25 protein-coding genes are annotated in these 26247 nt (G+C 47.2%); 13 read left to right on the top strand and 12 right to left on the bottom strand.

Going from position 1 to position 26247, the window contains the following annotated elements:
- On the top strand, nucleotides 1-393 hold a 393-nt coding region (locus tag AKL11_RS04835; RefSeq protein ID WP_436404687.1), incomplete at its 5' end, for an ISAzo13-like element transposase-related protein.
- Nucleotides 394-403: 10 nt separating this feature from the next.
- On the opposite strand, the gene AKL11_RS04830 is transcribed toward AKL11_RS04835, so the two are convergent.
- The 3 genes from AKL11_RS04830 to AKL11_RS04825 form a co-directional block, all read right to left on the bottom strand.
- Complete coding sequence (locus tag AKL11_RS04830; protein ID WP_216636759.1) at nucleotides 404-1849, bottom strand: SLC5/6 family protein; 1446 nt, start codon at nucleotides 1847-1849, stop codon at nucleotides 404-406.
- Nucleotides 1839-2015: a hypothetical protein gene (locus tag AKL11_RS25565; RefSeq protein WP_172807242.1), complete on the bottom strand. Its 177-nt coding sequence runs from the start codon at nucleotides 2013-2015 to the stop codon at nucleotides 1839-1841. The genes AKL11_RS04830 and AKL11_RS25565 overlap by 11 nt, the downstream gene beginning before the upstream one ends.
- Nucleotides 2016-2089: 74 nt before the next feature.
- Nucleotides 2090-3754 carry a protein kinase domain-containing protein gene (locus AKL11_RS04825; protein ID WP_157673421.1) on the bottom strand — a complete coding sequence of 555 codons (1665 nt, stop codon included), beginning with the start codon at nucleotides 3752-3754 and terminating at the stop codon, nucleotides 2090-2092.
- Between the two features lie 521 nt (nucleotides 3755-4275).
- Between AKL11_RS04825 and AKL11_RS04820 the strand changes: the two genes are divergently transcribed.
- Nucleotides 4276-5112: an IS630 family transposase gene (locus tag AKL11_RS04820; protein ID WP_157673406.1), complete on the top strand. Its 837-nt coding sequence runs from the start codon at nucleotides 4276-4278 to the stop codon at nucleotides 5110-5112.
- Here AKL11_RS04820 and AKL11_RS04815 read toward each other — a convergent pair.
- The 5 genes from AKL11_RS04815 to dksA form a co-directional block, all read right to left on the bottom strand.
- A complete protein-coding gene (locus AKL11_RS04815; RefSeq protein WP_157794255.1) occupies nucleotides 5093-5530 on the bottom strand; it encodes a hypothetical protein in 438 nt (145 codons plus the stop codon). The two genes, AKL11_RS04820 and AKL11_RS04815, sit on opposite strands and share 20 nt — an antisense overlap.
- Before the next feature lie 5 nt (nucleotides 5531-5535).
- Entirely contained in the window at nucleotides 5536-6150 is a 615-nt protein-coding gene (locus AKL11_RS04810) for an alpha-ketoglutarate-dependent dioxygenase AlkB family protein (RefSeq protein WP_067515497.1), read from the bottom strand.
- A gap of 48 nt (nucleotides 6151-6198) precedes the next feature.
- A complete protein-coding gene (locus tag AKL11_RS04805) occupies nucleotides 6199-6942 on the bottom strand; it encodes a hypothetical protein (RefSeq protein WP_067515496.1) in 744 nt (247 codons plus the stop codon).
- A gap of 85 nt (nucleotides 6943-7027) precedes the next feature.
- Entirely contained in the window at nucleotides 7028-7921 is an 894-nt protein-coding gene (gene gluQRS / locus AKL11_RS04800) for a tRNA glutamyl-Q(34) synthetase GluQRS (RefSeq protein ID WP_067515495.1), read from the bottom strand.
- 88 nt (nucleotides 7922-8009) lie between these two features.
- Nucleotides 8010-8453, bottom strand: coding sequence for an RNA polymerase-binding protein DksA (gene dksA, locus AKL11_RS04795; protein WP_067515962.1), 444 nt, complete (start codon nucleotides 8451-8453; stop codon nucleotides 8010-8012).
- Between the two features lie 158 nt (nucleotides 8454-8611).
- Here dksA and AKL11_RS25865 point away from each other — a divergent pair, with 158 nt between their 5' ends.
- The 4 genes from AKL11_RS25865 to AKL11_RS04780 all read left to right on the top strand — a co-directional run bounded on the left by AKL11_RS25865 (nucleotide 8612) and on the right by AKL11_RS04780 (nucleotide 11574).
- On the top strand, nucleotides 8612-8776 hold the full coding sequence (locus tag AKL11_RS25865; protein ID WP_157673420.1) for a hypothetical protein: 165 nt from the start codon (nucleotides 8612-8614) through the stop codon (nucleotides 8774-8776).
- A gap of 182 nt (nucleotides 8777-8958) precedes the next feature.
- On the top strand, nucleotides 8959-9684 hold the full coding sequence (gene sfsA, locus AKL11_RS04790; protein WP_067515494.1) for a DNA/RNA nuclease SfsA: 726 nt from the start codon (nucleotides 8959-8961) through the stop codon (nucleotides 9682-9684).
- Between the two features lie 443 nt (nucleotides 9685-10127).
- Entirely contained in the window at nucleotides 10128-11120 is a 993-nt protein-coding gene (locus AKL11_RS04785) for an IS30 family transposase (protein ID WP_067515034.1), read from the top strand.
- A complete protein-coding gene (locus AKL11_RS04780; protein WP_067515493.1) occupies nucleotides 11104-11574 on the top strand; it encodes a hypothetical protein in 471 nt (156 codons plus the stop codon). Before AKL11_RS04785 ends, AKL11_RS04780 begins: the two co-directional genes overlap by 17 nt.
- Nucleotides 11575-11667: 93 nt before the next feature.
- On the opposite strand, the gene AKL11_RS04775 is transcribed toward AKL11_RS04780, so the two are convergent.
- The gene (locus tag AKL11_RS04775) at nucleotides 11668-13071 is read right to left on the bottom strand and encodes a glycoside hydrolase family 1 protein (RefSeq protein WP_067515492.1); all 1404 of its coding nucleotides are present in this window, start codon (nucleotides 13069-13071) and stop codon (nucleotides 11668-11670) included.
- A 142-nt stretch (nucleotides 13072-13213) separates the two neighbouring features.
- On the opposite strand from AKL11_RS04775, the gene AKL11_RS04770 reads away from it, so the two are divergent.
- Nucleotides 13214-13828: a trimeric intracellular cation channel family protein gene (locus AKL11_RS04770; RefSeq protein ID WP_067515491.1), complete on the top strand. Its 615-nt coding sequence runs from the start codon at nucleotides 13214-13216 to the stop codon at nucleotides 13826-13828.
- A 109-nt stretch (nucleotides 13829-13937) separates the two neighbouring features.
- Here AKL11_RS04770 and AKL11_RS04765 read toward each other — a convergent pair whose 3' ends face one another.
- Together AKL11_RS04765 and queG are read right to left on the bottom strand one after the other, a co-directional pair.
- Nucleotides 13938-14738, bottom strand: coding sequence for a hypothetical protein (locus AKL11_RS04765; protein WP_067515490.1), 801 nt, complete (start codon nucleotides 14736-14738; stop codon nucleotides 13938-13940).
- Between the two features lie 58 nt (nucleotides 14739-14796).
- The gene (queG, locus tag AKL11_RS04760) at nucleotides 14797-15870 is read right to left on the bottom strand and encodes a tRNA epoxyqueuosine(34) reductase QueG (RefSeq protein ID WP_067515961.1); all 1074 of its coding nucleotides are present in this window, start codon (nucleotides 15868-15870) and stop codon (nucleotides 14797-14799) included.
- Between the two features lie 101 nt (nucleotides 15871-15971).
- On the opposite strand from queG, the gene AKL11_RS04755 reads away from it, so the two are divergent.
- From AKL11_RS04755 to mutL, 4 genes are read left to right on the top strand one after another with little or no spacing between them, the layout of a single operon-like run.
- Nucleotides 15972-17492: a bifunctional ADP-dependent NAD(P)H-hydrate dehydratase/NAD(P)H-hydrate epimerase gene (locus AKL11_RS04755; protein WP_067515960.1), complete on the top strand. Its 1521-nt coding sequence runs from the start codon at nucleotides 15972-15974 to the stop codon at nucleotides 17490-17492.
- A 15-nt stretch (nucleotides 17493-17507) separates the two neighbouring features.
- Nucleotides 17508-17996: a tRNA (adenosine(37)-N6)-threonylcarbamoyltransferase complex ATPase subunit type 1 TsaE gene (gene tsaE, locus AKL11_RS04750; protein ID WP_067515489.1), complete on the top strand. Its 489-nt coding sequence runs from the start codon at nucleotides 17508-17510 to the stop codon at nucleotides 17994-17996.
- A complete protein-coding gene (locus AKL11_RS04745; protein WP_095210189.1) occupies nucleotides 17993-19441 on the top strand; it encodes an N-acetylmuramoyl-L-alanine amidase in 1449 nt (482 codons plus the stop codon). The genes tsaE and AKL11_RS04745 overlap by 4 nt, the downstream gene beginning before the upstream one ends.
- Nucleotides 19442-19465: 24 nt before the next feature.
- A complete protein-coding gene (mutL, locus tag AKL11_RS04740) occupies nucleotides 19466-21400 on the top strand; it encodes a DNA mismatch repair endonuclease MutL (RefSeq protein WP_067515488.1) in 1935 nt (644 codons plus the stop codon).
- Nucleotides 21401-21413: 13 nt separating this feature from the next.
- On the opposite strand, the gene AKL11_RS04735 is transcribed toward mutL, so the two are convergent.
- Nucleotides 21414-22460 carry an AraC family transcriptional regulator gene (locus tag AKL11_RS04735; RefSeq protein WP_067515487.1) on the bottom strand — a complete coding sequence of 349 codons (1047 nt, stop codon included), beginning with the start codon at nucleotides 22458-22460 and terminating at the stop codon, nucleotides 21414-21416.
- 214 nt (nucleotides 22461-22674) lie between these two features.
- Here AKL11_RS04735 and AKL11_RS04730 point away from each other — a divergent pair, with 214 nt between their 5' ends.
- Nucleotides 22675-24426: an alkyl sulfatase dimerization domain-containing protein gene (locus AKL11_RS04730; protein ID WP_095210187.1), complete on the top strand. Its 1752-nt coding sequence runs from the start codon at nucleotides 22675-22677 to the stop codon at nucleotides 24424-24426.
- A 39-nt stretch (nucleotides 24427-24465) separates the two neighbouring features.
- Nucleotides 24466-26247 (top strand): DUF1302 domain-containing protein, encoded by a 1782-nt coding sequence (locus tag AKL11_RS04725; protein WP_216636758.1) that lies wholly within the window; start codon nucleotides 24466-24468, stop codon nucleotides 26245-26247.

Here is a 26247-nt window from a genome sequence, read left to right as displayed (position 1 = left end):
GACCTGCTGATGTTGTGTGATGGAGGTGGCAGTAACAGTGCTTCGTCGTATCTTTTCAAAGAGGATTTGCAGGCACTTTCAAACAGGCTGAACTTGAGAATTCGTATCGCTCATTACCCGTCGTATTGTTCGAAATACAACCCTATTGAGCATCGCGTATTCCCGCATATCACCCGTGCCTGCAAAGGTGTTCCTCTGGAATCCGTTGAGATGGCAAAGCACTACATAGAAAAAACAGAAACGACCAAAGGGCTGAAAGTGGTTGTAAGAATTATCGACAAAGTGTTCGAAACCGGGCGTAAATATGCCACTGACTTCAAAAAGAACATGGCCATTCAGTTCGATAAATTCTTGCCAAAATGGAACTATGTCGCCATGCCCTGTACCTGCTGAAATCGGGAAGTTATTCAGGGACTATTCCCAAATACCACCCGTCATTCGTAATGGTGCCAAAATGCACACTGCGAATTGGGAACACTTCCATCCCCATGGTCAGCGGCATCATCAAGGTAAAGAACCAGACGGCACTGCCTGTCAGAAGACCGGCAATGAGTCCTTTATGATTGGCACTGCCCCAATACAGGGTTGCGAGTGTTCCGGGTAAAAGCTGCAAAGCACCGACATAGGCGACAATGCTCAGGCTGTACATATCCACTTCGTTGTGAAGCAGGCGATAGAAGCCATAAGACGAGAGAATAAGGCCGATAATCACCAGGCGCTTTACATTGGTTAGCCATCGATAGATGTTGATATGAACCGGCGCTGAGGGTTCACGGCTTTGGTAAACCGGAAGGATGACATGATTCATCAGCATGGACGACAGGGCTAAAGAGGTCACAATAAACAAGCCACTGGCAGCAGAGAGACCGCCAATATAGGCGATCATGGTCAGTAATCGATTATCCAGCGCTGCACCGATAGCCAGAGGAAAGTATTCCGGTGGGTAGTTACTGTTAATTTTCAAGCCTGCCCAGAGAATCAGTGGCGTTGAAATACTCAGTAAGAGCAGGAAAAATGGCAGCCCCCAACTGGCAGTGAACAGTCGTCGGATATCCCGGTTTTCTGCAAAGGTCATATGGAATACGTGAGGCATAACCACGGCAGAAGCAAAGAACATCAACAGTGTTGTGCGCCATGGACCATCTTCCAGATGGGAGTTCATGCCAATAATGACCTGAGAGTTGGACTCCAACCATTGATTCAGTTCTGGAAACCCGCCAAAAATTTGATAGATCACCACCCCGCCCAGTAATGCAATAATCAACAGTTTGAGCAGCGATTCAAAGGCAATAGCCACCACAAGGCCATCATTCTGATGGCGGCCGGCAAGGTGTCGAGTACCGAGAAGAATGGTTAATACGGCTACCAGCAGGCAAAAACCAAAGGCCAGCTGATCGGACATGCGTTCATTGGTCAGTAAGGAGATACTGTCGGATACCGCCTGAATCTGTAAGGCAAGGAGTGGGAAGGTGATGCACAACAGAAGTAGTGTGGTCAGGGTGCCAGCAAATGGACTTCTGAATCGAAAAGCGAATAGATCGGGCAGTGAGCTGAGTTGATAGGTTGAGGTGATTTTAAGAATAGGGATCAGTAATACCGGTGCCAGAAGAAACGCGCCGCTGAGGCCAAAATAAAAACTCAGGAACACATAGCCATCGTCGTGGGCAACGCCAATACTGCCATAATACGCCCAGCTGCTGGCATAGACGCCCAGCGATAAAACATACGTCGCAGGATGGTTAACAATACGTTTGGGAATAAAGCCTTTGTCGGTGGCCCAGGCGCATAAAAAGAGAAGGAGCAGGTAGAGAAAGCTGACAAGCAGAATATGTTCCAGCTCAAAGTTCATCGCTGTTACCCCGAATCTGTAGAGCAAAAGCCGCAATAATCAGGATAAGCCAGAGAATCCAGGGCTGATACCAATGCTCACCAAAGGTAATCCACCAGCCCATAATAGCCGGGGAAAACAGGTAGATGCCGATCACCAGAAGCAGGACGAGGCGGTAGATATACATATTACTTCGATGCAGTTTCCCGGTAGGAGACACATAGTAATGGTTATATGTGAAAACCGCAAAGAAGGTGTGGTTTATTCTTTTGTCAGAGAGTTGTTCACGTCTTGCTGATCATTTTTCAGTTGAGATAGTGCTTTTTTTTGCTCCATACGGCGCTCAGATCTTTTGCTGCCTTCACCCAGTAAGTGGCTTTCTATGGTTTCCCTGACATCTCGATAGTTGTTTTGCTCTAGTAATTCATCAATGATTGTGCGTGTTTCATTGACCTTACCCAAATTATTATCCATCCAACTATTTAATGTTGAAGCAGCCTGTTCGGGATTAGTTTCACCCAGAGCGATCAAAAAGAATACATTTTCCAGAAAAGTATCTGGCGAGTTCAGAGTTGCTTCTATTTGCTGAATTTGCACATTGAGCGTTTTCAAACGTTGTTTTGATTGATCATGTAATATTTGGTTGAGCTTTATAAGCTCGGCTTTGAGCTCGGATAGCTCGTTGTGAATGTCAATTTCAGATTGCGGTTGGTTTAGACTGTCTGGACTATCGAGCATTTTCTGACAAGCATTGATTTGCTGCCTTAACTCGGCACAGCGTTGCAGGTTGACAACTCTGTGTTGTAGGTAGCGTAGCCTGTTCTGGTGATCGTCATTATCAGGCTGTTCTTCTAGTTTGAGTTCTGCTTTGATCAGGTTCTGAAAGGCTTCACGGTGTGCATCCTGCAACTCAAAAATACTCATTTCGCTAGCTGGCGACATATGGAAATAGGGGTGTTTGAGTGCTTGTTCAGCAGAACAACGCTTTTTTGGGTTAATTTTAGTCATACTGATGAGCAGACTGACTGCATCACTGCTCAGGCCATAGTGCTCCGGTAAGAGACTCAGAAACTGATCGTATGTATCCGCATCAAACTGCCATGATCCAGTTGCGTTGCTTTGAATTATTTGGGGAGTGAAGCCTAAAAACAACTTGGTAAGGGTCATCCCCATTGACCACACATCTCCCTTGAGGCTTTGTTCTCCATCAGCAATCACTTCTGGTGCCACATATTCTGGTGTACCACAACCTCCAGAAAAAACAGGGTCATCAGGGGTTTCAATTGCCTGATCATTTTGTTTCGCTAACCCAAAGTCTACAAGACTGATTTTCCCCTTGTTATCTATAAGGATGTTATCGGGTTTGATATCCCTATGGCAGATACCTTTAGTGTGAATACTCTGTAGCTGTTTGAGCATTTGCCTGCCAAGAACTCTTACCTGATCTTCAGGAAGTTGCGGTTGATAGCCGTTTTCATTTTTTTCATGGGTGTATTGCTTGCTTTCGTCTGATGGTTGCATTTCCATTAGTGATGATAATGTGTAGCCTCCGTTATCCATGGCAATAAGGCAGTAAGGCTCGTCAACAATGGGATCATGCATACTGATGTCTCTTACCTGAACACCCTCGGAGGCGAGTTTTTGTATTTCCGTTTCATATTGAACATTTTTAAACTTATCTTTATTAAACCGGTCCTCGTGAGGGAGGTTTATTTTTTTAACGATAGTTTGCCGCTGTAGCGTTTCAGGTGAGCTTATCTTATAAGGTTCCTCTGAATAGTATGCAGAAATAGCTTTTAGAAGTGGGGCTGTTTTGACCCTCAGTCTTTCTCCTCCGTCAGGGTTAACTGATTCGATGGTCAGGTCTCCCAATTGCAACTCTTTTCCGGTGACTTGATCTAATAGCGAAATGTCAGGATTATCCACTTCAAGATTAATACCCTGAATAGACAGATTGCTCAGTGGGATTTCTTCACCAGTTTCACGAAGAGAAATGACAAGGCTTGATTCTGCTGCAATGTCTTCATTATTCGACAGTGGGTTTAAAACGACTTCTAAACCAAAACTCATTTGAAACATACGGTTCTAAATGAGCAGATAAATTGATCCAAAGCATGAAACGAAAAACGATTCAAGACGTATAATTACAGATCATTTTTTGCCATAACTATTCGATTCATGCTTAAAGTCCTACACGATAAATGGAATCAATCCCCAGAATGCCTCTATCAATCTGGATTATCAGAACCTCACCATAGGACGCGCGAACGCTTTATGGCCCTTTATCAAGTCTGTTGTGAGCAATCCGCTTCACAGGTGGCCTTCAGCACCAAACGCGCAACACACACCTTGTGGAAATGGATCAAAGCTTATAATGAATTCGGCCCAAAAGCTCTCCAGTATAAGCGTACAGGCGGGCACCCCCCTTTTGTCTAACCGTTACCTCAATCATCACTCAAGCCATCCACCGTTCGGCTGAAGCCGCTGCAAATGCTGAAAAGTCGTCACTCCCTCGCTGGACTCTTAAAAGGTTAGTAAACTGGTGCAAGGTGAAATGGAACTTTACTTGCTCCCGGGAAACTATTCGCCGTGTTTTGAAAAGGAATAATATCTCCTGGAAAAAGGCGAAGAAGCTCCTGAATCGTGCCGATCCTGAAAAAAGAGCAGACTATCTGAAGCAGCTTGAGCCGTTACTTCAGCAGGCAACCAGGCAAGAAAAACTGATCGTTTATATTGACGAAGCGCACATTCATCAGGATACGGATATCGGTAGTGGGTGGTCAGCTAAAGGCGGTAGACTCTTTGTGTCTTCTTGCTCTCCAGGGCTATCCAAAGTCACGTTTTACGGGATTTATTACTACAACGAGGGCCAGGTTAGGATTTGGCCATACCCCAAAGGCAATTCACAACATACTGTGAATGTTCTGGAGCGTATTCGACAGGAGAATCTTGAACGACAAATTACTGTTATTTGGGATGGTGCGTCCTATCATCGGTCATTTGACGTCTGCGAGGCTGCAAAAAATCTAAAAATAGAGCTAGTCTGGCTACCTCCGTACAGTCCTGATTTTATGCCAGTTGAGGCTCTTTGGCGTTGGTTGAGAGAGGAGGTAACTTATCATTATTGTCATAGCACCCAAGATGAACTGGTGAAGAATGTCAAAGCCTTCTGCGTGCAGATTAACCAAAAACCAGTCGAGTTAGCCGACAGACTCCATACCAAGACGTCTCTTGACGAGGAGGAAGAGGTGCTCAGAAAACCGGTTAAGCCAAAACCAAAATAAAACCGATGGTTTCAAGTGAGTTTTGGTTTAGGACAGTGCCAAAAGATCCCGCACCTAAAATAATATCTTCGCCAGTTTTTACATTTTTTCTGGTGGTCATGTTTTCAAAACTGAACTCTTGCAGCTTTCCACTGTATTCTGGATAGAGCTCTTTCGCGGTATTTGCAGTTTTAATCCGGAAGTCTCGGGTTAATGATTTTCGCACTTTTAAAATGATATTTTGAGCTATCTTCAATATACGATGGGTCAATGCAGGCTTTACCTTGAGCCCCTCAAAATTGCCTTCGTTGTTTCCATGTTCGGATGGATGATTGTCCGGAAGGTGATTAGACCTATGGTCAGAGGGTGTGGGTCCATTCACTGGCATGGTTAGCTCCAGAATTATCCTAACTCTGTCGCTATCGGCGGTATGCGCCATGTCTTTTATCTGGCAATAACGATTTTACGAAATGTCAGGTTAATTCTGGGTTTTACTTCCCGATTGGTTTTAGTCAGGCAATGATGCCAACAATGTTGTGTATTCCCGGCCATGATCAGTAACGAGCCAGAGCTTAGGTCAATTGAGTAAGGCCGTAGATCCTTACGCCGTTTATGTCTGAGACGGAATCGGCGGGTTGCTCCGAGGCTGAATGAGGCAATCACGGGGTTTTCACCCAGCTCGGTTTCGTCGTCGCTGTGCCAGCCATTGCTGTCTTGGCCATCTCGATAGAGGTTTATCAGTACAGAGTTGAACCGGTGGTGGCTGAGCTTCTCTATATGGCGCCGTATTTGCTGCACTGCGGAGTGCCATGGCGTCGACTCAAGATGAATGCCAGAGTATTGGTAATGCCTGCCCGGATCGCCCATCCAAACCTGAAGTCTCGGGACATTATGGGTTTTTCCGTAAAGTGAGATAGTGTCTTGTTGCCAGGGAAGGCTGGCATAGAGATCGTGATAAAGTTGATCAGCGTCGAATTCAGAAACTATCTGTGACCACAGTAAAATCTCGGCATCTTCAAGCTCAAGTAATTCAGGTTTGACGTTGATGGGAAGAAACATATTCCGGGCTCCGACAAACGACGTCAGCCCGGAAATCCTATAGCGGGTTTACTGGTAAGTCACCCAATAAATCATTTCTCCGGGGCAGTCCTTACCCATAACTTCAGCCATTATGTCATCAAGCTTCATTTTATGCAGGTTCTCAAGCCACTCATCGTCCTCTAGTTTTTCTTCCATAAGCCATTCAGGAACGGAGCGACTATCGGCATTATACCAAGCGACGGGAAAACGCATCTCTTTAGGCAAGCGGTGACGTTTAACGCTGAGTGAAGCATCGCAACGAACCATCAGGCTATTAGCAATTTGCTGTCGTTTGTTCAGATAATTGTCAGTTTCCCGCTCGTACTTATCCACATGAGGGCTGACTAGCTCCTCGTAGCGACTTTCCAGACAATGGTCGTAGGCCCGGCTGACCTCACTATTTTTGTATCCCAACACATCACAGGCCTTTTTAACACGGCCTCGAACCTCTTCCTTTAGCTTGCTGTACCAAGGGGCATTGGGGCCAAGGGTTTTCTGGGCTTCGATATTGGCGATAAACAGCAGATTTTCGTCTGGTGTAAAGCAAGACGAGGGCTTATGAAGGTGCAACGGAAATTCGTTGGCAATTCTGGGATCGTTGCGCATCTTGTCATCCCTGTTTAATCGAGCAGTATTGCAGAGCTCCGAACCATCGGATTCCATCACGCTCGAGATGGGGGGCTGATCAACATACGCCAGCGTATCCGCTGAAACGATGACTGAAAATACATATAAATATACGGCTGCGGCCGCTTTTTGAACAATCGACATATCCACTCCCTTGAACACATCACACTGCTTTGATTGAGATTGATTAAGCTTCTAAATGTATAACACGTATAAGAGGGCGTTGTCTTTATTGAATACTGGTTTGCAGTATCTTACTTTTTTGCAGCAGCGCCGTGGGGGACCAGTTTTCGATACCCCACTGAAGTATCTCTTCTATGGTACTGGCTTCAAGTTGATTGTCCGCCTGCATGCCCAAGGCTGAAAATGCCTTGATCATCAGTGGTCGAGGTTCATCCTGTGGTATGGCCGGGGCATGATTTTGTTTACTCAGTTTATTGCCATCACTTTCAACAATCACAGGAATATGAGCGTACATTGGGTTTGGGTAACCCAGTTGGTTTTGCAGGTGGATTTGCCGTGGCGTCGAGTCCAGAAGGTCGACACCTCGGACGATATGAGTCACTCCCTGAAAGTAATCATCCACTGATACTGCCAGTTGGTAGGCGTACAAACCGTCTTTTCTCTTCAGAGTAAAATCACCAAGCTCGCTCAGGTCAAATGAATACCTGCCCTGAATCCTATCAGTGAAATGAATAACCTGATCATGACAGCGCAGCCTGAGCGCATGGGGTTGGCTTGGTACATTTCGGTTATCTCGGCAATAGCCGGGATAGACACCGTTTAATCCGGATAACTGTTTTCGGGTGCAGATGCAGGGATACAGCTCTTCTGTCGTGAGCAGATGTTCCAGTACATCGTCATAACATTGACTGCGGGTGCTTTGGTATAGAACGCTGTCGTCCCAATGCAGCCCATAGGCTTCCAGCGTCTTTAAAATCAAATCCGCAGTGCCAGCCGGTTCTCTGGGTGGGTCAATATCTTCTATGCGAACCAGCCATTTGCCATTATTGGCTCGTGCGTCAAGGTAACTGGCCAGAGCTGCAACAAGAGAACCAAAGTGTAATGGGCCGGAAGGAGAGGGTGCAAATCGTCCGATGTAAGAATCTGGTTGATTACCCATATCGCAATGACGCTGGACTCAGTAGGGAATAGAAAAGGGTCAGACGCCAGGCAAGGCTTACCCGGCGTCATGGGCAATCAGTTAACGTTCAGTTACCTAATTGTTTTTCTTTGATCTCGGCCAGTGTCTTGCAGTCAATACACAGCGTTGCTGTTGGACGGGCTTCAAGACGACGAATGCCGATTTCAACACCGCAGCTGTCACAGAAGCCATAGTCGTCTTCTTCGATGCGGGTCAGAGTGTCATTGATCTTTTTGATCAGTTTACGTTCACGGTCACGGGTTCTGAGTTCAAGGCTGAACTCTTCTTCCTGACTGGCGCGATCGGCAGGATCCGGGAAGTTTGCGGCTTCATCCTGCATATGGTTTACCGTGCGATCCACTTCTTCCATCAGCTCCCGTTTCCAGTTCTGGAGGATCTGAGTGAAGTGAGCGACCTGCGGCTCATTCATGTACTCTTCCCCAGCCTTTTCCTGGTAGGGGGTAAAGGACTTGAGCAGATTGCCTGTATCCGCGTTTTTCTGTGCTGACATGATTACAGCCTCACCACCTTCTATTCGTGAGCCAGGGACAACTAACCTTCCTGGAACTCTCCATTTAGAGAAATTGCCCAAAACAGCAGGAGCTGCCTGAGAATATCTCTGTGATCGCCGGGTAACCGGCTCCCTGAAAGCCAAGGTAAACACCATGGGTGCCTGGTGAGAACAAACGCTCCTGGCACTTGCCTTTTGCCTTCCTCTGCTCTGAAGTGTACGTCTGTCTCAGTGCAGGTATGGAAGCACCTGTGGATAAACAGCCATGCTTCCAAAAAAACGAAGCGGTAGAAACTACCAAAACCCATGACAAGACGCCATAAAAAAATGACACTTGTTCCCAGACATTGACTAAAACCTGGACTCAGGTCAACTGGTATTATACCTGTTGCTATCCGTTAATTACTGCTTCAGGGCTTCGCATTCCTGAGACTAAGCACTTAATCGACCAACATCATAAAATACTGATTTTGAATATCAATACGTAGATAAATGAGCAGAAGTTATGAAATACGAACAGAAGCTGGAAGAAGCAACCCTGATCAAGCGGTACAAGCGTTTTATGGCAGATGTGTCACTGCCTGATGGCTCTCAGATTACCCTTCATTGCCCCAATACCGGCTCGATGAAGAACTGTCTCTATCCGGGAAATCGAGTCTGGTATTCCGATTCAAAAAACCCGAAAAGAAAATATCCATGCACCTGGGAGCAGGCAGAAATTCCAGTGCTGTTTAATGGTAAAGAACGCCTGACCAGAGCAGGGCTGAATACTGGCCGGGCCAACACGCTGGTTGAAGAGCTGGTGAGTGCCGGTAAAGTGCCAGAGCTAAGCGCTTATAATACCATTCGACGTGAAGTGAAATACGGCGAAGAAAACAGTCGTATTGATTTATTACTTCAACAGGAAGGTTTACCGGATTGTTATGTGGAAGTAAAAAGTGTCACCTTAGCCATGGGGGACGGGCTTGGCTTATTTCCGGATGCGGTGACGTCACGGGGAGCCAAGCATCTCAGAGAGTTGGTTCAAATGGTCGAAAATGGTCATCGGGCTGTGCTGTTTTTCTGTGTTCAACATACCGGTATTGATCGTGTTTCCGTTGCATCGGAGATTGACCCGGGTTATGCCGAGGAATTTCAGCAGGCGGTAGCTGCCGGTGTTGAAGTGATCGTCTGGGGAGCAGAGATGTCTGGGCTTGCTATCGAATTGACCAAGCCATTGCCGTTTTGTTGATCTTTCACACGTCAGATTGTGACTTACAACCCAGAGCGCTGGGTTGTAAGTCGTTGACTAAGCTGGACACGGTTATTGCTGCGGGTTATTGCTGCTAAAAAGTGCTTTAAAATGGCTGATATTACCGGGTTTACGAAAACAGGTATTTGCTGAAATAAAATCTACTACGAAAGTATGTGGTGCGAATAATTAACATCTATTTACCCCCTGTTAGGCTGTTTTATTGGGGGGGGGGGGTAGATGTTTTATTAAATGGCTGTGATTTTTATTTGATTTTTTCTTTTGATTAATGCTTTTGTCTAAGTCTTTTTTAGAAGGGCCTGAATTCGTATCATAAATGCATAACCTCTGTAACCACAGGGTTGCTACAGAGCCACCTTTGAATTCAATCAGAACTCAGGTGTACTCTGTAAAGCTACTAAACACTACAGAGGATGCCACGGATGGCCTTTAAGCACCTGAGCTCTGAAGAGAGACATTATATCGAAATTGAACTGAAAAATGGGACTTCTCAAAACAAAATTGCACAAAAACTTGGGCGCGATCAGAGTTCCCTGTCACGGGAATTAGGGCGCAACAAGGGGTTACGCGGTTACAGACACCAGCAGGCCCACCGTATGGCTCAACAGCGTCATCAGGAAAAAACCAAGGCTGTTAAGCTAACGGATGATATTAAACGACGCATAGCTAATGATATCCGTGCAGACTTGAGTCCAGAGCAAGTGGCTGGAAGACTTAAAAAAGAAGGGGTAATTGAGCTACACCACGAAACGATTTATCAGTATATAGCGGATGATAAACGTAAAGGAGGCACCCTCTATAAGCACTTACGACACCAGAAAAAGACCTACAGGAAAAGGTATGGTTCAGCCCATAACCGAACCGGTATACCCAATCGGGTTGGAATTGAGGARCGTCCGGCAGTGGTCAACAACAGAGAGCGTGTTGGCGACTGGGAGGCTGACACCATAATTGGCAAAAACCATAAAGGGGCAATCGCTACATTGGATGAGCGAAAGACCAAGCTTCGTCTTGCTGTTCCCTTGCCTGGAAAGAAAGCAAAAGCGGTTAAACAGGCGATGATCGGTGTGCTTAAGCCTTTGAAAAAGTTTGTAAAAACCATAACGTACGACAATGGAAAAGAATTTGTTCAGCATGAAGAGGTTGCCAAAGCGTTGAAGTGTGACAGTTACTTTGCTGCTCCGTATCACTCTTGGGAAAGAGGTCAGAATGAGAATGCTAATGGGCTACTCAGGCAGTATTTCCCCAAGTCGATGGAGCTTAATAACGTTACAGAAAAAGAAGTCATCATAGCGGTTGATAAGCTGAATAATAGACCTAGAAAATGCCTTGACTACAAAACACCTTATGAGGCTTTCAAAGAGTTAACTGGGATTGATGTAAGAAAAGTTATGGGTTATGTATTTATTACTTGAATTCAAGGGGTATGACTTTTGGCTAATAGTTATTTTACGTGTCTTCGATAACGCAGCTACTAAGTTGCTTCGGAAAATTGCTGAAAACTTTGGGTTTAAATCACTGAGTGAACGAAGTGTTAAAGTTGTTAAACAGCCACGATGTGTGCAGAATGGATTTAGTCATGCTGAGGCCAGAGCCATTGTAGCCAATATGATAGCAACGCTTAAAAGCATGAAGGCGAGCTATGACAGTCTTGAGCTGGAGGAGCTGGATGCTATGGTAGAGATTGATACATACCAAAACATGAGACCTGAAGATGCGGCTCTGATCGGTGATCAAAAAATCATGGCTGAAGAGCGTTTGGATACAATTCAAAATATGCAGAGTGCACTTAAATATAATTTTAAACATATTAGGTCAGAACTCATAGGGTTTGCTAAACAAGAAGGAGTAAAGCTTAAATTTAAGTGATTGACTTTAGTGTTATAAAAGGCTTCAGCTTTGCTGTAGCCTTTTTTGGTTGTTATCGGATAATTGTAAGTTCACACTTTTTTAAAGTCACTATCAAAGTGACTCACCATTAGTCGCAATAATGTCTTGATACCAGAAATAACTCTGCTTTTTTATTCGCTTTAATTTGTTGTCCCTATCCACATAGACAAAACCATACTGCTTTTTGTAGCCATTCAGCCAGCTGAGTAAATCAATCCAGGACCAGGCGTAATAACCTTTTAGCTTGATACCTTCCTCAATAGCCTGCTGGCAGGCAAGTAGATGACGGCGGATATAGTCAATGCGGGGTTCATCCAGAATCTCATCATTGACCACTAAATCTTCATCACCCAAACCGTTTTCGGTAATATAGATGGGGATATCACCATAACGAGCGTGAATTCGCTTCATTGCATCGTGCAGTGCATCTGGGCAGATTTCCCAACTCCAGCGGGTGTATTCAAATTGGTCGGTATCCAGAACGGTTCGATAACGACCGCAGAAACTGGGTGTGCCTGCAGCACTGGTATTGCTTTCACGATCAGCTGTGCGTTCGGCCTGTTGATTATTCGCGGCAATGCGAGCGGGTTGGTAATAATTGATGCCAATAAAGTCGCTGCGTGCGGATTTCAGTAGCGATAGATCGTCGTCAGTGATATCCAGTTTTCCATATTGCGCTTCGATCGCTTTGCGATATTCCGCAGGGTATTCGCCTTTTAGAATCGGGTCGTAATACCAGTGGAAGCCAAAAGACTCAGCCCACCACGTGGCTTCCTTATCTTCATCACTGTTGGTGTACGCGTAACAGGGCTGGCTCACGTGGGTTAAACCTATTTCACCTTTATTGCCCATTTCTCGATAGGCCAGAACGGCTCTAGCGTGAGCAAGGTTCACGTAATGGCTGACCTGATAGAGCAGAAATGGGTCACGCTTTGCCGGAGGGTGGGCTTCTGTCGCATAACCAAAAGTCTGGAAGATAATGGGTTCATTAAAAGTGATCCAGTGATGAACGCGATCACCGAAACGCTCAAAACAAAGGCGGGCAAATGTTTCAAAAGCATCAATACACTGTCGGGATTCCCAGCCGCCAAATTCATCCTGCAATGCCTGAGGGAGGTCCCAGTGGTATAAGGTGACGAATGGAATAATATCGTTGGTTAACAGCTCATTGATCAGATTTGAGTAGAACTCTATCCCCTGCTCATTCACTGCACCGTCACCTTCTGGCAGCACCCTGGGCCAGGAAATGGAGAAGCGATAACTCTTCAGCCCCATCTCCGCCATTAGCTGAACATCCTCTTTGTAGCGATGATAATGATCTGCCGCGATATCGCCGGTGGTGCCTTCAAAGGTTTTGCCCGGAATGCGCACAAACTCATCCCAGATGGATGGCGCTTTGCCATCTTCATTCCAGGCACCTTCTACTTGGTAGGCGGCAGTGGCCGCACCCCATAAAAAATCAGCAGGAAAACTCATAGGGGTCATTCAGTCATGATGAATAAGTTATGACTATCTATAGAAGAGATTTCACCGGTTGTAATGGTTTATGACTATATGGGCAGTGAATGTAGCCATTTATAATCACATGGTCTTATAAAATTTATTAGTAGAATTATCGATGCTGCTTTATTTGCTAGACCTCTTTGGTACCGGCGTATTTGCCGTCAGTGGTGTATGGTTGGCCTGCCGTAAAGATATGGACTTGTTTGGCGCCATGGTGTTGGCGTTTGTCACTGCCGTGGGCGGTGGCACCATACGTGATGTGTTGTTAGGTGCTACGCCAGTTTTCTGGATTCAGGACACGCTCTACATGCAAGTGATTCTTGCCACTACCCTGCTGGCTTTGATGATTCGCAAATGGCATGAAAGCAGCAAGTGGATTATGCAGGTGTCCGATGCCCTGGGGCTGGCGGTGTTTGTGGTGATTGGCGTGACGAAGGCTCTGACCTATGGCGCGGACCCGCTGGTAGCGATCATGATGGGGGTTCTCACTGGCTGTGGCGGTGGTGCCATTCGGGATATGCTGGCCGGCGAAGTGCCGATGGTGTTGAAAAAGGAAATCTATGCATCTGCAGCCATGGTGGGTGGTGGTGTGTATGTGTTACTGGCGCCGGTATTAAACGACAACGACATGACCGCCGTGATTGCGGCGGTCACTGTGTTGATTTTACGATTGCTGGCACTTTACAAGAATGTTTCACTGCCACGCTTTGGTTTACCAACCCCTGGTTAGGGGTTGGTCATAATCTGTTGAATGCTTAATTGCCTTCTTTCAATCCATTTTGCGTAGGTCGCCTGACCTTAAATGATGCTTTGGTAGTTTGCGTACTATCCCTGCTACTTTAATGGTTCTCTTGCCAAAGAGTTGGCAAATGGATGAGTTCAACGGCTCTTGGCTCGAGGGTGAAATTAGGTATGGTCAGCAAATCAACTTGACCCGAATCGGTTGAAATAACTTTTTCATTAGACTTGAGCATATATTCACAGGCTGTTTTGACAAAATGCCCATAATGCACGGCAGGGCATGCAAAGCCAAACCAAGGGTCAATAATCCAGAAGCCGGGTATCGTCTTACCAATGGGCTCCTGTAATGTATAAATGCCTGAATCAGGATGAACTTTAGTGTCACATAAAGCAACGGCAACGTGGCTCAGCACTGGATGGCGAAAGCCAATTAAAAAGGGCGTTATTCTGTCATCTTGAAGAAGTTCTCTGTATGTCAGGGCTGCTGCCATATCGCAGGTCATACCATGAGTTCTGAGCGGGATTTCACAATACTCATTGAAGCTGCTTTCTGAGAAATTGTAGGGTCTTTTTCTTTCATGATTCTGCTGGCATTCGGCAACCAGAACCTCACAACAAAGTTGAAGTTTTTTTTCACGCAACTTCGGATTTTCGATTTCCGGATTAGTAATTTTATTAGCCACTTGGATCTTCATTGCCAAGATAGTATCAAGTGCTTTTCTGCAGATAGATAATGGTTCAGTCGTGCCAGAGTTGAACGTAGAGCCTTTTAATTTGACGACCCAATTTGGCACTTTTGCCAGTTTTCTATGGAATGCAGTCGCTTCTTCAGACTTACCAAGCTGTGAGCTGTGAGCGGCTGGTTGAGGGCTAGCGGAGTTTTGAATTGATGCAGGCATGGTTAAATATCAGATATAGTTCTAGATCTAACGTACGACTACTTTGATCGATAAAAGTTCAATCGGTGAGATGCTGATGTAGAGCCCATGACACATGCTCCTTGACCAACTTGGAAGGGGAATTAAGGCGAGAATTTAATGCAGAGATAACATCATCACAGAAAGGCGCATTCCCCAAAGCCACGGCAATATTTCTCAGCCAGCTTTCATAACCAGCCCTGCGGATAGGTGATCCTGCCGTTCTTTCCAGAAACTGCTCTTCTGTCCAGCTAAATAAATCCACCAGATCACTGGCATCCAGATTATGCCGTGGCTGAAAGTCACTTTCTTTGGTGGATTTGGCAAAGCGGTTCCAGGGGCAAACCAACTGACAGTCATCGCAGCCATAAATCCGGTTACCCATCAGAGGTCGCAGTTCTTCAGGAATTAAACCTTTGTTTTCAATGGTCAGATAAGAAATACAGCGGCGGGCATCCACTTGATAAGGCGCAACAATGGCGCCGGTTGGGCATTTATCCATGCAGGATGTGCAACGGCCGCAATGATTGGTTTCATAGGATTCATTCACCGGCAGTGGCAAATTGGTAAACAGCTCACCCAGGAAAAAAAAAGAACCCGCCTGACGATTGATAATTAAAGAATGTTTGCCCATCCAGCCCAGGCCAGCCTGTTGGGCAATCGGTCGCTCCATGATGGGCGCACTGTCCACAAAAGCACGGAATCCGTGTTCGCCCACTTCCGCTTCTATCTGCTTGCCCAGTTGTGTCAGGCGTTTGCGAATCAATTTGTGATAATCACGCCCAAGGGCATAACGGGACACATACGCTTTCTCCGGTTCGCCAAGCAGTTTGACGGTTTCGGTTTCAGCGGGCAGATAATCCATCCGAAACGATAGGACTCTAAGCGCTCCGGGATGCAGCTCGGCAGGATTGGCTCGCAATGCCAAATGCTGCGCCATATACCCCATATCGCCATGAAAACCTTTTGCCAGCCACTGTTTCAGATGCTCAACATCACGTTCAGGTACCTCGGCTTTACTGACGCCCATGGCCTGAAAGCCAAGCTCTCTGGCCCAGATACGGATTTTCTCTGTCAGTTTTTCCATATCCGGCAGTGGCGAGTCACTCGGCATTGCAGGTACAGTGGATGGTAAAGGTGGCTGATCAGTCACGAAACTCTTTGCGCTCTCTGGCATAATGAACAATCGGTTATTGTACCACTGTGGACACCCTGATGAATAAGCGCTTACCAGAGGATCTTTACACCGCCGAACAGGTTCGCCGATTGGATCATGTGGCGATCCACGAATTCGGGATACCGGGTTTTGATTTAATGAGCAGGGCAGCCGGCGCGGTTTTCTTAGCTGTGCAGCAGCGTTGGCCAGACGCGAAATCGATGCTCGTACTTTGCGGTGCCGGAAACAATGGTGGCGATGGCTATCTGGTTGCGAAGCTGGCAAAAGAAGCGGGATTGTCGGTGAACGTGTTGTTTCTGAAAGATCCGGAGGCGCTACAGGGCGATGCAAAGACGGCTTATCTCGCTTGTGCGGCGGCCAATGTTGATATCCGATCTTATGATAATCAGCCTCTGATTAAAGCCGATATTATTATTGATGCTCTGCTGGGAACCGGTCTTACCGGTAATGTTCGAGGTGATTATTCAGAAGTAATTCAACGGGTTAATGAATCCAATAGTGAGATCTGTTCGGTGGACATCCCGTCCGGTCTTTGTTCTGATACGGGCGCACCATTGGGTGATGCGGTAAGAGCGAATGCAACGGTTTCATTGATTGGTTTAAAACAGGGCTTGCTGACGGGGTTTGGCCCGGAATATTGCGGCCAGTTGGTGTTTGATGACCTTGGTATTCCGCCAGAGGTTTATGAAAATGTTGCCAGCCAATGCCAGAGAATAGCGCCCAAGCAGTTTGCCGGTTTATTATCACCAAGGCGCAGAGCCGCTCATAAAGGCGACTTCGGTCATGTACTGCTGGTAGGCGGCAACAAAGGCATGCCCGGTGCTATTTTGATGGCAGCGGAGAGTGCCATGTCCTGTGGAGCAGGGCGAGTGACGGTGGCGACTCGCAAGCAACACCTGACACCATTAGCTGTGCGTTGCCCAGAAGTGATGGGTATGGCCGTCGATAGCGAGCAAGGGCTTGAGAGTGCTATTACTGGTAAAAACGTTATTGTTATTGGCCCCGGGCTTGGCAAAGATAAGTGGGCGCTCAAACTGCTGAAAGACGCATTGAGCGCAGATTGCTCGCTGGTACTGGATGCCGATGCACTAAACCTTTTAGCGGATCATCCACAATTGCTAAAAGGGCGAAAGTTGCCGATGATTTTCACTCCCCATCCAGGTGAACTTGGTCGTATATTGGGGAATAGCATTGCAGATATTCAAAAGAATCGTTTTGCTGCTCTGGCCAATGGCATCAAACAACTCAGTGATCAAGCAGAAGGCGATGTCACTCTTTTACTTAAAGGTGCAGGCACGCTGATTTCTGATGGAACTGCAGTATCTCTCTGCTCCGATGGTAATCCCGGAATGGCAGTTGCAGGTATGGGCGATGTGCTCAGTGGTGTGATTGGCGCAATGCTGGCTCAGGGTTTAAAACCTATTGATGCGGCTCGAATGGGCGCATGGCTGCATGCCGCTGCAGCGGATGACATAGTTGCCAGACAAGGTGAGATCGGGCTTCGGGCAACGGAGCTGATTCCAGTGATCAGGCAGAACTTGAATAAGTTGATAGGTTAGTCGGAACGAATTTATATGTCAGCCAGATATGATTTGCTGATAGACAACGAAGAAGCAATGGTCACACTGGGTGGTCATCTGGCAGAAGCACTTGGCGCCGTTTGTGAAAGAGGTGTCGTCTATCTACACGGTGACCTCGGTGCCGGAAAAACCACGTTCTGTCGTGGTGTGTTGCGTCATCTTGGACATCAGGGGGCAGTAAAAAGCCCGACGTATACCCTGGTCGAACCTTACGAGGTGAATGGTCAAAAGGTTTACCATTTTGATCTTTATCGCCTGGCGGACCCGGAAGAACTTGAGTACATCGGTGGCCGAGATTATTTCAGTGAAGCGGCGCTTTGTCTTGTGGAATGGCCATCCCGTGGTCACGGTGAGTTACCAGCTGCAGATTTAGAAATCACTTTCGATTACAACCTGCCCGGCAGAAAAACGTCTATTGTCGCTAACTCTGAAGCCGGTTTGAAAGCACTGTCTACGATTCAAGCATTACAGGAGGCCGGATGAGCCAGAGGACAGGGACTGTTCGTCGAGTCTTCCATGCATTAACCCGTCGCTTGTTTACATCACAGCAGGTAGACAGTAGTTCAACAGCTGCTTCGCTGGGCAGAAGACGTTTTGTTCGACAGCTGGGTATTCTGGCTGTTGGTATTTCTGTGTTGAAAGTGCAGATCGCAGAAGCGGTTGATCGATTAATCAAAAACGTTCGACTCTGGCGGTCTCCGGATAAAACACGTCTGGTGTTTGATGTTACCAATTCGCTTGAACACAAGAAATTCCATCTGAGTAATCCAAGCCGGCTGGTTATTGATATTAATGACGCCAAGCTCAGCGGCTCTTTCAGCGGCTTGGAATTAAAGAACACGCCAATCAGCAAGATTCGTCATGGTACTAGAAATAAAAAAGATCTGCGGATTGTTTTCGATCTGACTGAGAAAGTGTCCGATGAGATTTTCCTGCTAAAACCTTATGGCACTTATGGTCACCGTTTGGTTATCGACTTATTTGACGACGAAAGCCGTAAGCCAAAGCCTGTTATTAAAAAACAACCTGCGGGTTTGCGGGATATTGTCATTGCCATTGATGCTGGTCATGGTGGTGAAGATCCGGGCGCCATTGCCTACGGTGGTGGATACGAAAAACACGTCACATTGGCCATCGCCAAAGACCTTGCGGCTTTAGTTAATCGGGAAAAAGGGTTTAAAGCAGTGTTGGTGCGAACGGGTGACTACTATATTGACCTGCGCCGTCGAACAAAAATTGCCCGGGACAATAACGCTGACCTGTTTATTTCTATTCACGCCGATGGTTTTAAAGACCGACGTGCTAAAGGTGCCTCGGTTTTCGCTATTTCCCACAAAGGGGCAACCTCCGAAACGGCTCGCTGGCTTGCTCAGAAAGAAAACGCGGCGGATCAAATTGGTGGTGAAGATGGCATATCACTTGGGGATAAAGACGATGTGCTGGCGGGTGTATTGTTGGATTTGTCCATGACGTCGACGCTGTCATCCAGCCTGGAAGTGGGCAGCAAGGTGCTGACCAATATGGGCATTATCAACCGACTGCACAAAAAACATGTGGAGCAGGCGGGCTTTATGGTGCTGAAATCGCCGGATATTCCTTCCATTCTGGTGGAAACCGGCTTTCTGACCAACCCTGAAGAGTCCCGTAAGCTCAAGAGCCGTAGCCATCAGCAGGCCATGGCAAAAGCAATTTTTAGCGGTACGAAAACCTGGTTCTATAAAAAGCCACCACCGGATACACTGGTTGCCAAGTGGAAGCAGGATGGTACTCTTAAAACCCGTCCATCCAAGTATGTGATTAAAGCCGGTGACACCTTGCTGGGAATAGCGAACCAGTTTGATACCAGCCTCAGCGCCTTGAAACGTGCGAACCGGTTGTCCAGCGCCAATAATATTCGAGTTGGACAGGTGTTAGTTATCCCGAATTAGATATTTACAGAGTAAAGTTGAACTATGAGACCGATCCGCCTCCTTGATAATCGACTGGCTAACCAGATTGCTGCCGGTGAGGTGGTGGAGCGCCCTGCATCCGCAGTAAAAGAGCTGCTGGAAAACAGTATTGATGCCGGCGCAAAACGGCTCACTGTTGAAGTAGAAAATGGTGGCGTAAAGCTCATTCGAATTCGTGATGATGGCCATGGCATTCCTCAAGAACAATTGGCCTTGGCACTTTCACGACACGCGACCAGTAAAATATCTGAGCTGGAAGATTTGGAAGGTGTAGCCACTCTCGGTTTTCGTGGAGAAGCCCTTGCATCGGTCAGTTCTGTTTCCCGATTAACATTGACGTCTAATGTGGAAGGTCAGGAATCCGGCTGGGAGGCCAGAGTCGAAGGGCGAGATATGGAAGCCCAGATGATGCCTGCGCCTCACCCGGTAGGTACCACCATTGAAGTGAAAGACCTCTTCTTCAATACACCGGCTCGTCGAAAATTCCTCCGTACTGAAAAAACGGAATTCTCCCATCTTGAAGAAGTGGTAAAGCGGCTCGCTTTGTCACGCTTCGATGTCGGTTTTACCCTGCGCCATAATCAGCGCAGCATTCACCAGTTACGGCCCGCAGCTACGCAGGCTGAAAAAGATCGAAGGGTTGCTGCTCTGTGTGGCCCTCAGTTTATCGAAAATGCCGTTATTATTGATGTGGAAGCGTCTGGTTTGAAACTCTATGGCTGGGTGGGTTTACCAACTTTCTCTCGTTCCAGTGCAGATCTGCAATACTTCTTCGTGAATGGTCGTGTAATTCGCGACAAACTGGTAGCTCACGCGGTTCGACAGGCCTATCGAGATGTTTTATACAACGGCAGACATCCAACCTTTGTTCTCTATCTTGAGCTGGACCCAGCTCTGGTAGACGTCAACGTACACCCAACCAAACATGAAGTGCGTTTTCGCGATGGCAGAACTGTGCATAACTTCCTGTTCAGTACGCTGCATCGAGCACTAGGTGCCGTTCGGCCTGAAGATCAGTTAGCACCTGCTGCTTTATCGTCGGCGCAGCAGCCCATGATTTCCGGCGTATCTGCTGGGGAATTTCAGGGGCAAGAAAATATGAGTCTGGCCCCGCAGCCTTCCGGATCTTCCAGTGGCTCTGGCTTCGGTGGTGGTCGTCCTCCACAGACAGAAGCACCTTCGCCCGGGCAGGTTAAACGACAGATCGAGGCTTATAGTCAGCTTTATTCAACCGCTTCAGAGGCGCTGGATAATGGCGCTGAAAAGGCTGTGGGTGACGGCTTGGTGCAAGACGCTAATGTTACTTATAGCGCCCAGGCAGCTCCGGTATCACTGCCAGAAAGTGATTCTGATGTGCCACCGCTCGGCTATGCTGTTGCCCAGTTAAAAGGCATCTATATTCTTTCGGAAAACGATAAGGGCATGGTGCTGGTGGATATGCACGCCGCCCATGAACGCATCACCTACGAACGAATGAAGGTGTCTTATCAAGAGCAGGGTATTCGTGCTCAGCCATTGCTGGTGCCAAAATCCGTTGCGGTTAGTGAGCGTGAGGCGGATTGTGCCGAAGAGCACAGCGATTACTTTGTACGACTAGGGTTAACCCTTGAACGTATGGGGCCGGAAACACTGCTGGTTCGCCAGATTCCCGTCATGCTACAGAATGCGGATGTAGAGCAACTATTAAGAGATGTGCTTTCTGATTTGATGCAACATGGCAACAGCGATCGAGTAGAAGCTCACATCAATGAAATCTTGGGCACCATGGCCTGCCACGGTTCTGTTCGCGCCAATCGTCGTTTGTCTATCGAAGAGATGAACGCTCTTCTCCGTGATATGGAACACACTGAGCGCAGTGGGCAATGTAACCATGGTCGTCCAACCTGGACGCTGCTGACGATGGATCAATTGGATAAGTTGTTTTTACGTGGTCGCTGATTTCTTTATATGCTCAGGAGGTAGCATTCTGCTGGCGGTATTGAGAGGGTGCGAGCCCTGTCCAGCGCTTGAATGCTCTGCTGAAGCTGCCAGAGTCTGAAAAACCCAGCTCAAGGGCAATGTCTGTGATGGGCTTTTGCGAGTACTTCATTTCAGACATAGCCTGTTGTTGTCGAATCTCATCCAGCAAATGTCGAAAGGACGTATTCTCCGACTGAAGTCGCCGTTGAAGGCTTCGTGCGCTCATATTTAATGCCGACGCCAGAGCTTCCTGAGTGCCTTCACTGACTTTCAACAGATCTGTCAGTTGTTGTCTGGCTCGAGAAACAAAGTTCTGGTTCAGCCCTTCCAGATATCGCTGCAAAAGCTCACTGTTAGTATCAGCAATTTCAGGGCTGGCGGTGAGTACCGGTCTATTCATGGCGTTGGCTTTAAAACCAATACGCAGAAAATCGGCTCCAAAAGACACAGGGACATCCAGCCTTTTTAGCCATAGTTCAGGATTATCAGGAAGGCTTCTTGGCAGCTGAATCAGCGTGACATCTTCTTTGGATAAACCAATATTGGCGACGGTTGAATTTAGCGTAATGGCCGCAACGGCATCCATAGCTTCATGACAAGGGCTTGGATAACCCTCTCTAACCCGAAAAACCAGCTCAACTTCTTCTTTGTGTTGCAGAAAATCAATCTCTATCACCGTACTGATCACCGCAGAAAAACGCACGATTTGTTGCAGAGCTTCACCGATACTGTCGCAGGCTTGAATCACATGATGAAAAGCGTGGAGGTAGTTGGCTTTGAAGTGTTCAGCTGTGGTGATGCCAATGGCCGGGTCGCCTGTCTCACGGACAGCCGCTTTCCAGAACACCTCCATCTTACGAATAGGAATGCGTTTTCCCATCTGCGTCAGAAGTGTTGGGTCAATATCCGCTTCCTGCAGCATGGCGTCCACAGGGCAATTACGAATTTTCAGCGCATTCACCAACGACAGTGCACTTGTACTGAGTGTGGTGGCATCGTCATCAACCGTGATGGCTTTGGTGCTGTGCTGAGCGGTCATTGTCATGATTGTTATTGGGTCTGTCGATAGGCAGCTGAATAGAGGCATATTTTCGGTTGATTAGTCGCTTATAGCAAATCTTTGTCGTTTAATTGCCCGGCGTAAGTGTCACGTCATGTCAAAACAGTGTCTGTTTATGTCAAGCCGTTGAGGGTTTTCCGGATATACCATTATACGCAATAAAAACAACAATACCTGCTGTACCAAGGGTCCTATGAGAACTATAAAAAAGACTGCTCTGTTTCTTTCCATCTCAGCCCTGCTTGTTGGCTGTAACCAACAGGAAGCATCAACAACAGCTGCCGCCCATACTACAGAAGGCCTTGCTCACCCTGTTCTCAAAGCACATACCTACGAATTTGACCGTAAGGTTTATGAAGTTACCGACGGTGTCTACTCCGCTGTGGGTTTCGGGCTTGCTAACTCCATCATGATAGAAGGCGATGACGGCATCATCATTGTAGACGTGATGGAGAGTAAAGAAGCCGCCGAAGCGGTTATGAAAGAGTTTCGCAAGATCACCGATAAGCCGGTCAAGGCTCTGATTTACACTCACAACCATGCAGACCATGTGCTGGGCGGGAAAGGTTTTGTCCCTTCTGGTGAGGTAGATGTGTATGCCCATGAAACCACCAATCAATACATCAATCGTATAGTGAACCAGCTTCGTCCGGTGATTACAGAGCGAAGCAGTCGAATGTTTGGCAACTTGCTTGAAAAAGGCGACAACGGGCTTGTGAATGCCGGGATCGGTCCGGCATTGGATGCAGGTCATGGTGGCGGTACGCCGACGTTGATCCGTCCAAATAAAACGTTTTCTGATGAACTTAACGTTGAAATCGCCGGTGTGAAAATCCAGATGATCCACGCGCCCGGTGAAACTAACGACCAGATATTTGTTTATCTGCCAGATCATGATGTATTGATGCCTGGGGATAATATTTATCGCGCATTTCCAAACCTTTACACCATACGTGGCACCTTATATCGCGATGTGCTTGGCTGGGCTCGTAGCCTGGATACAATGCGCGAGCTGAACCCTGAATATCTTGTGCCAAGCCATACCCGCCCTTTGAGTGGCAGTGAAGCAGTGCAGGAAACCCTGACGGCCTATCGTGACGCCATCCAATTTGTTCATGATCAAAGCATTCGTGGTATGAACCTTGGCATGACGGAAGATCAGTTAGTGGAATACGTTCAGCTGCCGGATTCGTTGGTGGATCATCCTTTCCTGCTAGAGCTCTACGGTACGGTGGAGTGGTCTGTACGCAATATTTTCAATGGCTATCTGGGGTGGTTTGACGGAGATGCTTCGACGTTATCCAAAGCCACCGAGAAAGAACGTGGCGAGAATATGCTCGCACTGCTTGGAGAAGAGAAGCTCCTGACCGAAGCTCAAACAGCCATCGAGAATGATAAAAATCGCTGGGCACTGGAGCTGGTGAATTATCTGCTGTTTGTCCAGCCAGAACATCCGAAAGGCATAGCCCTGAAGGCCGAAGCGATGCGTAACCTTGGCCATGCTTCCATGAACCCCAATGGGCGTAACTATTACCTGACACAGGCATTGCAGTTGGAAGGTCATGATTTCCCTGAAGAAGAAATTACGCCAGAAATGCTGGAGCTGGTGAAGTCGTTCCCTATTGAAAACTTTATTCAGGCGATGACTGTCGCTTTAAACCCTGAAAAAAGCTCAGGTGTTAATGAAGTTCTGACGTTTAATTTCAACGATATCAATGAGCAGTATTCCCTTCATGTCAGAGATGGCGTAGCTGAGTTTATCCGAGGTGACCATGCACAGGCCGACATCCAGGTGTCTGTGAGCGCTGATGACTGGATTGATCTGGTTGCCGGTGGTGGGAGTTTTCCTGCGGCTCTGGCCAGTGGCAAGCTGTCGGTAGAAGGCGGCATTATCGAGTTGCCTTCACTGGTGAGCTTTCTCTCCATGTTTGATCCTGTGAAATAAACACGACATTGCAATTACAACAATAAAAAAGGAATGGATGTGAATAAACCACTTTCGCTATCGCCCCTGTGCTTGGGCATCTTACTGGCGACGGCTGCCAGTCAGTCCTCTGCAGCCAGTTTTGAGTTTATGGATGGAGAGGTTACCGGCTCTATCAATACCACGCTGAGTGCCGGTGTCAGTGTCAGCACTCAGGATCCGAAAAAGAACCTTTACACCTACGGAGAAAGTGCTGGGCTTGATGACATTACCCCAGGCAATGGTGTGGGTGCTAATGCAGACAATGGACGACTAAATTACCGCAAAGGTGATGTGATCTCTAACCAATATAAAGGTCTGACTGAACTGGCTTTGGATTATAAGAATTACGGTTTCAAGGGCAGTGTGAAGTATTGGTATGACCACTGGCTGGAAACAAAGAGCGGACGTTATACCGAATTTGACGACACGGGCTTTGATGATCTTGCCGGTTTCAGCGGTGTTGAATTACTGGATGCATACGGCTGGACTTACTTTGATGTTGGTGAAGTGCCGATTGATCTTCGTTTAGGTAAGCAGGTGATCAGCTGGGGTGAGGGGTTGTTTATCCAAGGTGGTATTAACGTGATCAATCCTGTTGACTCTGCTGCTTTTAATCGTCCGGGTGTTGAGCTTAAAGAGGGTTTGCTGCCAGTTGAGATGTTGTACACCAGTGTTGGTATAACGCCGGAAATCACTCTGGAAAGTTATTATCAGTTTAAGTGGCAACCTACAGTACTGGATGGTTGTGATACGTTCTTTGCTACTACAGATTCGATTCAGCCCGGCTGTGGGCCAATTTATCTGGGAGCAAACTTATCTGATGAGCAACGTGAAGCCAGCGGGCTTGTTATTGACCGAGCCGATGATGATGTACCCGATGATGCCGGACAATGGGGTGTATCGCTTAAATATTATGCTGAAGAATTGAATGGTACTGAGTTTGGTTTTTACGCCATGAACTACCATAGTCGCTTGCCATTTTTGAGTGCTACGAACTCTATTCCCGTCGATGGCACAGGTACGTTTCCTTTGCCGGTGCCTAGCGGTGGTACTCTACGCATCAATGGTCCTGAATATAACGCAGTATTTCCAGAAGATATTAAACTCTATGGCCTTAGCTTTAACACAAGCCTTGATAGTGGTTGGTCACTAAGTGGTGAATTGAGTTATCGACCAGATATGCCGCTGCAAATCAATATTAATGATTTGCTGGAAACGGCTGTGCAGGGCGGTGATAACCCAAGTGTTACTGCAGGTCAGCATACAGACGGCTTTGTACGTAAACCTGTTACTCAGGTCCAGATCGCAGCAATCAACACCTTCCCTCAGGTTATGGGTGCTTCCGAGCTGGCTCTGGCTGCAGAAGTCGGTTTTATTCATATAGGTGACCTGGATGATGGCAACCGCTATGGAAGAAGCGCCATGTTTGGTGGAGGAGCAGGCTCATCAGGGTGTGTAAGGCCTGCTGCAAATGTCACAACAGAGTTCTGTACCGAAGATGGTTTCACAACCTCCAACAGCTGGGGCTATCGCCTGAATGCATCCCTCACCTACAGCAGTGTAGTGCCCGGTGTGACTTTGATACCTTCACTGTCTTTCCGCCATGATGTTGAAGGTTATGCTTACGATCCGGGTGCTCAATTCCTGGAAGGGCAGATGGCGTCAACACTGGGTTTAAAAGCCATTTATCAGGATAACTACACGGCCAACATTGGCTACACCGGTTTCTTCGGTAATAACAAATACAGCACGCTGGATGATCGAGACTTCGTGAGTTTCAGCGTTAGCGCGAGCTTCTAA

The organism is Endozoicomonas ascidiicola (assembly GCF_001646945.1).
Taxonomy (GTDB): Bacteria; Pseudomonadota; Gammaproteobacteria; order Pseudomonadales; family Endozoicomonadaceae; genus Endozoicomonas; species Endozoicomonas ascidiicola.
The sequence above is the reverse complement of the archived record's forward strand: the minus strand, read 5'-3'. Positions and strand labels throughout refer to the sequence as shown.